Source organism: Sinorhizobium sp. CB7 (genome assembly GCF_041357635.1).
Taxonomy (GTDB): domain Bacteria; phylum Pseudomonadota; class Alphaproteobacteria; order Rhizobiales; family Rhizobiaceae; genus Rhizobium.
Map to the genome: position 1 here is coordinate 17,426 of NZ_JAULLL010000031.1, position 9,355 is coordinate 26,780.

The following is a 9,355-nucleotide window of genomic DNA, read 5'->3' on the forward strand; positions in this document are numbered from 1 at the left end:
TCTCTGTTCCCGGACGGAAAAGATAGACAGTTTTTCCGATGGAATGCTGGAATTAGCTCAGCGGTTTAGAGCAACGTGCGCAAGCATATGGGTGTCATCGGTTCGAATCCGATATTCTGGCTTCCTTGCCGGGGAACAAATTTCTAATTCTTAAAGCGAAAATGTTCCTGCGTCACCGGCTGGAATCGACAGTTTCGGAATAACATTCCATCACCGACCAATCACAGCCGCTCAGACCCGGCATAGGTGAGATAATGCTCAAGCCATTCGAAGCCGGCGACTTGAAAACAATCAAGATTATTCAAGATGACCCACGGCGGTAAAAGACAGGGCGCTGGCCGTCCTGCTGGCGCGGTCACGCAGAAGACGAGAGAGGTTGCGGAAGCGGCGTCGGCCGCCGGTCTATTGCCGCTAGACTATATGCTGAAGATCCTGCGTGATGAAACTGCGGACAGCAAGGACCGTATGTGGGCAGCAGAGAAGGCCGCGCCTTACGTCCACGCCAAGCTCAACAGCGTAGAGCACAAGGGTGGCCTTGAAGTGACGACGCAGACCAAAGAGCAACGTGATGCCGCAGTCGCAGCAGCTGTCCGCGCCGACAGCTGAAGACTTCGCATTCTCGCGCCTGATATCCTACGCAGCCTATCAATGGCCTGGGTATCGTGACGCGCATCATCACAGGCTCATAGCCAGACATCTTGAGGCAGTCGAGCGTGGCGACATCAAGCGCCTGATGATCACAATGCCTCCGAGACATGGCAAGAGCATGCTTGCGAGCGAGTTCTTCCCGGCATGGTATATCGGTCGCAACCCAGATCATTACGTTGTCACGGCCACATATGCGCAGGAGCTTGCTGATGACTTCGGACGCAAGGTCAAGAATCAGATTGAGGATGCGGCTTACCAAGCCATCTTCCCTGGAGTTAGCTTGGCGGATGACAGTAAGTCTGCAAAGCGCTTTCATATTGACGGCAGTTTTGGGGGCTACGAGCATTCTACCGGCCAACGTGGCGCTTTCTATGCTGTGGGTGTCGGGGGGCCTCTCACTGGTCGCGGTGCCCATCTGCTTCTTATTGATGATCCTGTCAAAAACCGTGAAGACGCGGAATCCGAGATAATCCGCAAGAAGACGAAGGATTGGTACACCTCGACGGCCTATACGCGCCTTATGCCGGGTGGGCGCATCGTCATCATTCAAACGCGCTGGCATGAAGACGATCTAGCCGGCTGGCTGCAGACTGAACATGCACACGAGGGATGGGTTGTTCTCAACCTCCCAGCCATCAACGCAGCCGGTGAGGCGCTATGGCCAGAGCAATACGACATCGATGCGTTAGAGCAGATAAAGCGAGCGCTCCCGCCGCGTGATTGGTCAGCACTCTATCAGCAATCGCCAAGCCCTGAGACGGGCGACTATTTCAAGAGAGAGTGGATCTTCGAAGTCGATCAGCTTCCGCCGCTTGAGACGATGCGCGTCTATGGCGCGTCTGACTATGCGGTCACATCGAACGGCGGCGACTACACAGTGCATGCTGTTATTGGCCTCGACCCTAATGGCGATCCTTGGTTGCTGGATCTCTGGCGAGCGCAGGCCAGCTCTGACAAGTGGGTCGAAGCCTTCTGCGACCTCGTGAAGAAATGGAAGCCGATTGGCTGGGGCGAAGAAACCGGCCAGATCAAATCAGGCGTTGGCCCATTCCTAGTGAAGCGCATGCTAGAAACCGGCGCGTATGTTGGCCGTGAGCAGTTCCCGACACGTGGAGACAAGGCTGTCAGGGCGCAATCCATCCGTGGCCGCATTGCCATGCGTGGGCTTCGGATACTGAGAGACGCACCGTGGAAGACTGATCTAATCAATGAAATGATGAGCTTCCCCGTTGGCGTTCATGATGACCAGGTGGACGCGCTTGGCCTCATTGGTCAATTGCTCGACCGTATGGCGAGCGGAACGCCCATTGTCGAAGAGAAAGACGATACACCACCTCCCGGCTACTTCAGGGCGCCTCCGATCGCTGTCCCTAAGCAGGGACGGATCAAGCTTTCTGCGCGTTAACAGATAAGGCTTTACCCATTTGGCTGAAGAAACTGAAGACGCTCGCAACGAAGAGCTAGACGATCCGAATTACGACCCGGAAAGAGGCAAAAGCCGCGTCTGGCTGAACATGCTCGAAGAGAGCGAGCGCGTCTATAAGGACTATAACGATTACTGCGACGGGATCGAGCGGCTCTATGCCGATCTCTCGCGCCTTGCGTCTTCCGTCCGTGACCGCGAATACCAAATCTTCTGGGCCAATATCCAGGTCATCAATCCTTCGATCTATGCGCGCCCGCCTGTCCCGGTCGTCGTGCCTCGCTTCAAGGATCGCCGGCCGCTCTATCGCGTCTCCTCAGAGCTTCTGGAGCGCGCTACCGTCACCAGCTTCGACATCTACGACATCGATAGCGTACTGACTGGCGTTCGTGACAATCTCAGCATCATCGGCCGCGGCATCCCGTGGGTTCGCTACGAATCCGGCAAGAACAAGGGCTCATATTCAGAGCGTGTGTGCTGCGACTGGGTGAACCGCCGCGATTTCCTCCAGCAGCCATCGAGGAATTGGGCCGAAACCGGCTGGGTTGCCCGCCGCGCATGGATGACAATGGAGGAGATGAAGGCCCGCTTTGAGAAGACAAGCGGCGATGCCTATGCGTCTGCCACTCTTCAGGTGATGCGCAAGGACGCCAACGACGGTGGCGCGACTAAGCAGGAAAAGGTGCCCGTCTGGGAAATCTGGTCTAAAGACGAAAACAAGGTTGTCTGGGTCACTGAAGGCGTTGACGTTACGCTGGATGAGGACAAGCCGCATCTCGACCTTGAAGGCTTCTATCCGTGCCCGAAGCCGGCTGTAACGACGCTGCAGCCGAACAGCATGATTCCAGTCCCGGACATGCTGTTCTACAAGGACCAGTTGGAAGAGGTGAATATCCTCACCAACCGCATTCATGCGCTTTCGCAGTCGATCAAGATCAAGGGCTTCTATCCGTCCGGTGGCGAAGTCGGGGATGCGATCGAAACGGCGCTGAAGACGCAGAACGATGAGCAGATCCTCGTGCCGATCGCCGGCTGGGCTGCTTTCGGCGGCACAGGGCAGAAGATCGAATGGCTTCCGATCGAGCAGATCGCCAACACGATCACGGGCCTTGTGCAGCTGCGTAACGAGGTCATCAACAATATTTATCAGATCGTCGGCATCTCCGACATCATGCGCGGCTCGACGGACCCGAACGAAACCAAGGGCGCGCAGGAGCTAAAGCTTCAGAGCGGTTCCGTCCGCATTCGCGACAAGCAAAAGGAAATGGTCCGCGTTGCCCGCGATCTAGTGCGCATCTCCGCTGAAATCATGGCAGAGCATTTCAGCATGGACACGATGCTCGCCATGTCGCAGATGGAAATCCCGACGAATGCCGATATAGCCAAGCAGAAGAAGGCGATCGAGGACCAGGCCAAGCAACAGATCAATACCCTCGAAAAGCAGATCAAGCAGGCGACCACCGATCCGCAATTGATGCAGCAGGCGCAGGCCAACCCTGAGCAAGCGCAACAGGCTCTCCAGCAGGCACAGCAGCAAATCCAGCAGATCGGCCAGCAGGCAGCGGAACAAGTCGCCAAGCTTGATGCAACGCCCACGGTTGAGCAGGTCCAGAAGTTCCTCCGTGACAACAAGCTGCGTCCGTTCGTGCTTGATATCGAGACGGATTCGACCATCCAGGCAGATGAGCAGGCCGAGAAGCAAGCGCGCACCGAGTTCCTGACGGCCTTGGGCGGCACACTGCAGCAGTTCGGGCCGGTCATCCAGCAGATGCCGCAGCTTGCACCGGTCTTCGGCGATATCCTGAAGTTTGCCATCGCACCATTCCGTGCCGGCCGTGAGTTGGAAGGCAAGATTGACGAAGCCGTCGATAGCATGAGCCAGCAGGTTCAGCAGCAAGGCCCGTCTCCTGAAGAACAGAAGGTGCAGGCCGAAATGCAGGTCAAGCAGCAAGAGCTTCAGCTTAAGCAGCAGGACGATGCCCGCAAGCAGGAAATGCATCAGGCGGATATCCAGGCCAAGCAGGCGATCACACAGACCGAGATCGAGCAGAAGCAGCTCACCGGAGACTACGAGCGGCAATTGCTGGCGAACAAGTACACGACCGAGATCAACGCGATCATGGTCAAGAGCCGCCAGGAAGAGATCAAGCACCAGCAGGATATCCGCAATCAGGCTCTGAAGAACGAAGGCCAGCAGATCAAGAATGCCGGCGACGTGCAGTCCGCCATCATCAAACGCGACGAAGCGGAGCAGAAGGCTCAGTTGAACGAGCGTGCCGCGGCTGTGAAGGAAAGCGGTCTCACGAAGGGGAATAGCTGATGGCATTAGACATCCGCATCGCCTATCCCGGCAGGCTTGGCATTCCCCAGCCGTTGCTCGTGTCCTATCGTGGTGATTTCTGCGTCCTTTACAATGGGCTGTACGTCATATTCCGAGGCCCATCAGCGGAGCAGGTGACCGTTCCATGATAAGAGCAAGACTGGCATTAAGCAGGTTGTTTGTATTGATAGGCTGGAATCTTATCGTCGGTAAAGGTGAACCTGTGCTTGACGATATGTTTGAGGGTTTAAATGACGCCCTCAAAGGTCGCCAGAACTATGAAAAATGGCGCGATACGCTGCCTGAAGATTTCCTAAGGAAAGATTGATGGCAATCGACACCTCGCAGACCATCGATTTCACACCGGCCATGCGTGGCACGATGCAGACCACGACGGACGCGGACGGTATTCGGGCGACGACTGCCGAGGCCGTGGCTGGAACAGATGACATCAAGTACATGACTGCGTTCAAGGTCAGGGAAGCGGTCACGGCATTCAACACCCTTCCGGCAACCAATGTCACAGTAACGCCATCGGGAGGCATTAGTGCCACCAATGCGCAAGCGGCACTAGAACAGCTTGATACGCTAAAGGCTCCAAAGGCTGCACCAACATTTACCGGCACGGCGACGTTTCAAGGCCCGGTCAATCTCTCCAGCACGTTTTCTGTGCAGACGACATCGCTCTTTATCGGTGGCGTGACATTCTCCGACACAGCCACCTTCAACGGCGCTGTAACGTTCACCAATCCGCAGACGTTTTCGAACGTTCGCATCAACCCGCGCATTACGACTGTCGTTTCATCGTCTTCGATCGTTCCGAATGTAGACACGACTGATATTTACGCCGTCTCGGCTCTGGCAATCAATATTACCGTCCAAGCGCCGGCCGGCACGCCTGTAGACGGGCAGCAACTGAAGCTCCGCATTCGGGACAATGGCACGGCTCGCACGATCACGTGGAATGCCATCTATTCCCCGATTTCATCGGAGCTTTGGGCATCCACAATTCCAAACAAGTCGATGATCTGGGTTTTTGTCTGGAATGCTTCCACGTCCAAGTGGGAAGTTCAGTCTAGCAACCCGATGCCTGGAACATGGGGATAAAATAATGGCAAAAGGTGGCCTTCCCGTCGTTCTGGTAGACAATGGCGTTCCCGCCATGATTGCCAAGATCGGCTTGCCTATCACCATCGTGGGCAGCTCTGGCGGCTCGACCGCCGTTGTTTCCGATGGCGCGACGGTTCCGCTCAAAGGCCCTGACCAGACGCAGACCTTCGGGAATGTGACGGCCAAGGTTTCCAACGGAGCGGTTACGGGCGTGACGCTCCCGACCGGTTCGGCCATCGTCACCAATCAGGCCGGCGGCGTTCTGGTGAATGACGCGGATGGAACGTCCGTCAACTGCACGGCAACGATTGTCCCGGCAACAGGGCAGCTTTCCTATGTGGGCGTACCGGGCACGGCTGCACTCGTCACCAACGGCATGTCCGTCAAGATGGCGAACAACGGTGGCGCAGGCCCTGTCGATGGCACCGTGGCAATAACCGGCGGCTTCATCACTTCGGTCAATCTGGCGCTCGCCACCAATACGATCGTCGCGAACAGCTTCACGACCAGCATCAGCGGGTTCGCGGTCAGCGGTTCGACAGACTTCGCGACCATGAACATTTCGGCCGGCGCCTTGCAGAGCGTTGGCGTTTCGCTCGCCCCGACGAAGACCGTCGTCACGAATGGGCAAGCCCTCACTGTCCCCGTCACCGGCACGTACACCACGACCGCAACCCTCACGGTCTCAGGTGGGGCTGTAACCGCAATCGTTCTGAGTTGATCATCTTCCAACCACGGAGATTACCGCAATGCCACTTTCCCCCGCAGCACAGCTTAACCAGCAGGGCATTCCCAACCAGGCAGCAGGCAAGATCGCTTCCATAGCCGCCAATGCAACGGCAAACAAGGCAGCGGTAGCAGCTGTGACGGCTTTAACTGTGACGGCCACCACTGGAACTCTTCCAACACCTAATGGCTCTGTAACGATTGCCAATGCAGCCACGCCCACGGTCGTTGAGCTCCAAGAATTTTGCGTGGAAATTAATGCAAAGCTGAACGAGCTTCGCGCCGCTCTTCAGTTACAGGTTTCCTAAGCCCAATGCGCGAGCGCCTATGTCGCCAGTGCGGTTGCTGGCATCAGACCGATAACTGGCCTTCTGCCTGCTCCGTCATTCCAGAACGGGCGGCATCCGATACGCTGCCCGTTCCGTACTTCATCAGCGATAGCATCGAGCCGCTCCAGTCAATGGCAGATGGCCGCTATTACTCATCGAAAGCCGCCCTGCGCGCCACGTATCGCCCTTCCGGCAATCCTGACGGCGTCAGCTATGTCGAGGTCGGCAACGAACCAATCCGCACGCCGAAGAAAGACACGGCATCGCACGCCAAGAGCGTTCGTGAATCGCTGCAGATGGCAAAGGAAAGAATAGGGATATGACACTAAGCGAGTTTAAAGCATGGTTTGAGGGCTTCTCCGAGATCATGGAAGGGCCGCCTGATGAAAAGCAGTGGGAACGCATCAAGGCGCGTGTAGCTGAGATCAATGGCGCCTCTACTCCATACCCGATCTTCGTTGATAGGTATATCGAGCCGTATCGAAGGTATTGGCCGAATGTTCCGTATTGGACTAGCGGCAGCGCCCTTCTTGGTTGCAATACGCCATCTTCCGCCGCGTCTTCAACATTCGAAAGCCATTCTGCGATGTTCGATCTTGGCAGGGCAGAATACAAATCGGCCTTGAGCGCGGCATGAAAGCACGTGCAGGCCTTTAAGCAACACGAAACCTTTTCAGACAAGGTGATGCATGGAACAGCAGCAGATCCCCGTACCGCAGCAGACGCCGACGCAGACCGAACCGCTTTCGCCGCAGGTACATGCGCCCGAGGTAAAGCCGGAAGCGCCCAAGCCAGCGGAAAGCGCCCGCGCCGCCGTCGAGGCCGCTGCCAAGCGCGCCGCCGAAGCGCAGGCATCGAAAGACCAGCCGAAGACCGAACCGAAGCAGGAAGCCAAGCCAGAGGCGAAGGAGGCGCCGAAGGTCGAGGCCCGCGAACGATCGGAAGACGGCAAGTTCAAATCAACACAGGTTGCCGAGACTCCGGTCAAGGCTTCTGACGCGACGGAGAACAAGGCTGGAGGCGTCCAGTCTGAGGGGCGCGCAACACGCTATGAAGCTCCGTCGCGCTTCAATGACCAGGGCAAGGGCGAATGGGAAGGGACGCCGGAAAGCGTCAAGGCCGAAGTTCACCGCGCCCTGAAGGAAAACGAAGACGGCATAAAGAAATACAAGGAAGCCTCCGAGCGTTACGAGAGGATCCGCGAATATGACGAGCTGGCCCGCAAGAATGGCCGCGAAGGCATTCATGAAAGCCTGAAGCAAATCCAGGAGATCGAGAACACCTTCGCACGCAATCCGATCGAGGGTCTGAAGAAGGTCGCAGATCATTTCAACCTGAACCTCCAGGCGGTTGCTTCGCATATTCTTGGGCAGAACCCAAATCAGCAGGTAGCTGAAGCACATCAGACGATCAATGAGCTTCGTGCTGAAATCAAGCGCATGAAAGACGAGCAGGCAGCGCCTCAGATCGTCAATGATTTCTTCACGCAGAACGAAGAAGCGGGCAAATACACGCAGTCTATCGCGACTGCTCTAAAGCTAGGCATCGTCCAGAATCTTGAAGATGCTTGGGAATATGCTAAAATGTTTGGTAAGCCGGATGACGAATCCGGTAGCACGGCCTCAGAAGCCACCGGTCGACAGGCGATCACACCGCCGCAAAGTGCAGACGCTCAAACCGTTGCACCGTCAGCGCCCAATCCGGCAGGGCAGAAATCCGTAACTGGCGCTCCGACTTCCACGTCTGAAACACAGCGGAAAAGCGAGCCGTCCAAATCTCCCCTTGATGCGGTGCGCAAAGCCGCCGCTCGACTTGGCTAATTGAGGTTTAACCATGCCGATTCAGACTAATGTCAACTACCAGCAGGTGCTGTCCATGGCACTTGAGGACCGTTCGCGGACGTGGCAGGATATCATTTCCAACGCCATTCCGCTGTTCGATGTGCTGCGCCGAAAGGGCCTCTGGCAGGCTTATTCTGGCCCGACCATCCGCCAGACGCTGCGTTTCGCACTTCCGCAGATACAATGGTATTCCGGGTTAAATCTGGCCCCCTGAGGTTGTTTTAATAACGTGACAAAGATGGCGATCCACATTCCACATCTTCCAAAGATTGCAAGGCTGGCAAAGCGTCTGTGCGTTAACGCGCAGGTTCATGCCTCCAGCGGCAATGGGAAGAATGTGATCGAGAACAAGGTTCTCAGTGGATTTGCACCAAGCGCATTCATTATCCTTCCATTCAAGACGCTGAAGCGCCGTGAATTGAAGTCGATGCCTGCGCTCTTGCGGTTCCTTCTTCCAATGGTGTTCTTCACCACGGGGAAGGGCGGCAATCATGGTATCCCTGTTATCGGCCCATCGCTTACGCATTTGGGCGGATCGCATCTCTCTATGTTCGGCGCCTGCCGGTTTCTTCTTGATGCCGCGCAGACGTTCGCCTCCAAGAGCGACAAGGGAATTGCTCATCTTTGCGCGGCTTTCAGCCGAATGACTCTTGTTCCAAAAATGGTTGTTCTCGCCGCTAAAAAGAGCGGTCTTGCACTCCATTTTACCGCACGTTCTGCTCTTGTTATGTTCAATGTGGTATTTCTTACGGTAGTAAGTGACGCCACAGTAAGGGCAGATGGCGTCGGAACCGGTCTTTCGGTTTGGCATTAACAACCTCTTGAATAATCGGGTGAATTCAGGGAACAACTCCAAGATACCAGTTCGAGAATCTTGAAGTCAATCCTGAGCCAAGCCGCATATGTAGTTGCCCACAAGGCAATGAGGGATGCGGAAGGTGCAACGACTAGGCGGTGA

General features: G+C 56.1%; 13 protein-coding genes and 1 tRNA gene. 13 read left to right on the forward strand and 1 reads right to left on the reverse strand.

Features of this window, described 5'->3' with window-relative positions:
• Window positions 1-46 precede the first annotated feature (46 nt).
• From AAE029_RS34240 to AAE029_RS34300, 13 genes are all read left to right on the forward strand, one after another.
• Window positions 47-121: transfer RNA gene (locus tag AAE029_RS34240), tRNA-OTHER, on the forward strand.
• Window positions 122-306: 185 nt separating this feature from the next.
• Window positions 307-606: a hypothetical protein gene (locus AAE029_RS34245; protein WP_371077394.1), complete on the forward strand. Its 300-nt coding sequence runs from the start codon at window positions 307-309 to the stop codon at window positions 604-606.
• A complete protein-coding gene (terL, locus tag AAE029_RS34250) occupies window positions 569-2,053 on the forward strand; it encodes a phage terminase large subunit (RefSeq protein WP_371077395.1) in 1,485 nt (494 codons plus the stop codon). The genes AAE029_RS34245 and terL overlap by 38 nt, the downstream gene beginning before the upstream one ends.
• A gap of 19 nt (window positions 2,054-2,072) precedes the next feature.
• Window positions 2,073-4,391, forward strand: coding sequence for a hypothetical protein (locus AAE029_RS34255; protein ID WP_371077396.1), 2,319 nt, complete (start codon window positions 2,073-2,075; stop codon window positions 4,389-4,391).
• Complete coding sequence (locus AAE029_RS34260) at window positions 4,391-4,540, forward strand: hypothetical protein (RefSeq protein ID WP_371077397.1); 150 nt, start codon at window positions 4,391-4,393, stop codon at window positions 4,538-4,540. The genes AAE029_RS34255 and AAE029_RS34260 overlap by 1 nt, the downstream gene beginning before the upstream one ends.
• Window positions 4,537-4,719 carry a hypothetical protein gene (locus tag AAE029_RS34265; protein ID WP_371077398.1) on the forward strand — a complete coding sequence of 61 codons (183 nt, stop codon included), beginning with the start codon at window positions 4,537-4,539 and terminating at the stop codon, window positions 4,717-4,719. The genes AAE029_RS34260 and AAE029_RS34265 overlap by 4 nt, the downstream gene beginning before the upstream one ends.
• Complete coding sequence (locus AAE029_RS34270; protein ID WP_371077399.1) at window positions 4,719-5,498, forward strand: hypothetical protein; 780 nt, start codon at window positions 4,719-4,721, stop codon at window positions 5,496-5,498. Before AAE029_RS34265 ends, AAE029_RS34270 begins: the two co-directional genes overlap by 1 nt.
• A 4-nt stretch (window positions 5,499-5,502) precedes the next feature.
• Window positions 5,503-6,222 (forward strand): hypothetical protein, encoded by a 720-nt coding sequence (locus AAE029_RS34275; RefSeq protein WP_371077400.1) that lies wholly within the window; start codon window positions 5,503-5,505, stop codon window positions 6,220-6,222.
• A 28-nt stretch (window positions 6,223-6,250) separates the two neighbouring features.
• A complete protein-coding gene (locus AAE029_RS34280) occupies window positions 6,251-6,535 on the forward strand; it encodes a hypothetical protein (protein ID WP_371077401.1) in 285 nt (94 codons plus the stop codon).
• 5 nt (window positions 6,536-6,540) lie between these two features.
• Window positions 6,541-6,879 carry a hypothetical protein gene (locus AAE029_RS34285; RefSeq protein WP_371077402.1) on the forward strand — a complete coding sequence of 113 codons (339 nt, stop codon included), beginning with the start codon at window positions 6,541-6,543 and terminating at the stop codon, window positions 6,877-6,879.
• On the forward strand, window positions 6,876-7,193 hold the full coding sequence (locus AAE029_RS34290; RefSeq protein WP_371077403.1) for a hypothetical protein: 318 nt from the start codon (window positions 6,876-6,878) through the stop codon (window positions 7,191-7,193). The genes AAE029_RS34285 and AAE029_RS34290 overlap by 4 nt, the downstream gene beginning before the upstream one ends.
• Before the next feature lie 52 nt (window positions 7,194-7,245).
• A complete protein-coding gene (locus tag AAE029_RS34295; RefSeq protein ID WP_371077404.1) occupies window positions 7,246-8,376 on the forward strand; it encodes a hypothetical protein in 1,131 nt (376 codons plus the stop codon).
• Window positions 8,377-8,389: 13 nt separating this feature from the next.
• Window positions 8,390-8,611 (forward strand): hypothetical protein, encoded by a 222-nt coding sequence (locus AAE029_RS34300; protein ID WP_371077405.1) that lies wholly within the window; start codon window positions 8,390-8,392, stop codon window positions 8,609-8,611.
• On the opposite strand, the gene AAE029_RS34305 is transcribed toward AAE029_RS34300, so the two are convergent.
• A complete protein-coding gene (locus AAE029_RS34305; protein ID WP_371077406.1) occupies window positions 8,594-9,208 on the reverse strand; it encodes an HNH endonuclease in 615 nt (204 codons plus the stop codon). The two genes, AAE029_RS34300 and AAE029_RS34305, sit on opposite strands and share 18 nt — an antisense overlap.
• Between the last annotated feature and the right edge of the window lie 147 nt (window positions 9,209-9,355).

What these genes read in the sequence shown, in the direction of transcription:
- AAE029_RS34245 (WP_371077394.1), top strand. Translation starts at nt 307, where the DNA reads ATGACCCACGGCGGTAAAAGACAGGGCGCTGGCCGTCCTGCTGGCGCG.
- terL (WP_371077395.1), top strand. Translation starts at nt 569, where the DNA reads ATGCCGCAGTCGCAGCAGCTGTCCGCGCCGACAGCTGAAGACTTCGCA.
- AAE029_RS34260 (WP_371077397.1), top strand. Translation starts at nt 4,391, where the DNA reads ATGGCATTAGACATCCGCATCGCCTATCCCGGCAGGCTTGGCATTCCC.
- AAE029_RS34265 (WP_371077398.1), top strand. Translation starts at nt 4,537, where the DNA reads ATGATAAGAGCAAGACTGGCATTAAGCAGGTTGTTTGTATTGATAGGC.
- AAE029_RS34270 (WP_371077399.1), top strand. Translation starts at nt 4,719, where the DNA reads ATGGCAATCGACACCTCGCAGACCATCGATTTCACACCGGCCATGCGT.
- AAE029_RS34275 (WP_371077400.1), top strand. Translation starts at nt 5,503, where the DNA reads ATGGCAAAAGGTGGCCTTCCCGTCGTTCTGGTAGACAATGGCGTTCCC.
- AAE029_RS34280 (WP_371077401.1), top strand. Translation starts at nt 6,251, where the DNA reads ATGCCACTTTCCCCCGCAGCACAGCTTAACCAGCAGGGCATTCCCAAC.
- AAE029_RS34285 (WP_371077402.1), top strand. Translation starts at nt 6,541, where the DNA reads ATGCGCGAGCGCCTATGTCGCCAGTGCGGTTGCTGGCATCAGACCGAT.
- AAE029_RS34290 (WP_371077403.1), top strand. Translation starts at nt 6,876, where the DNA reads ATGACACTAAGCGAGTTTAAAGCATGGTTTGAGGGCTTCTCCGAGATC.
- AAE029_RS34295 (WP_371077404.1), top strand. Translation starts at nt 7,246, where the DNA reads ATGGAACAGCAGCAGATCCCCGTACCGCAGCAGACGCCGACGCAGACC.
- AAE029_RS34300 (WP_371077405.1), top strand. Translation starts at nt 8,390, where the DNA reads ATGCCGATTCAGACTAATGTCAACTACCAGCAGGTGCTGTCCATGGCA.
- AAE029_RS34305 (WP_371077406.1), bottom strand. Translation starts at nt 9,208, where the DNA reads ATGCCAAACCGAAAGACCGGTTCCGACGCCATCTGCCCTTACTGTGGC.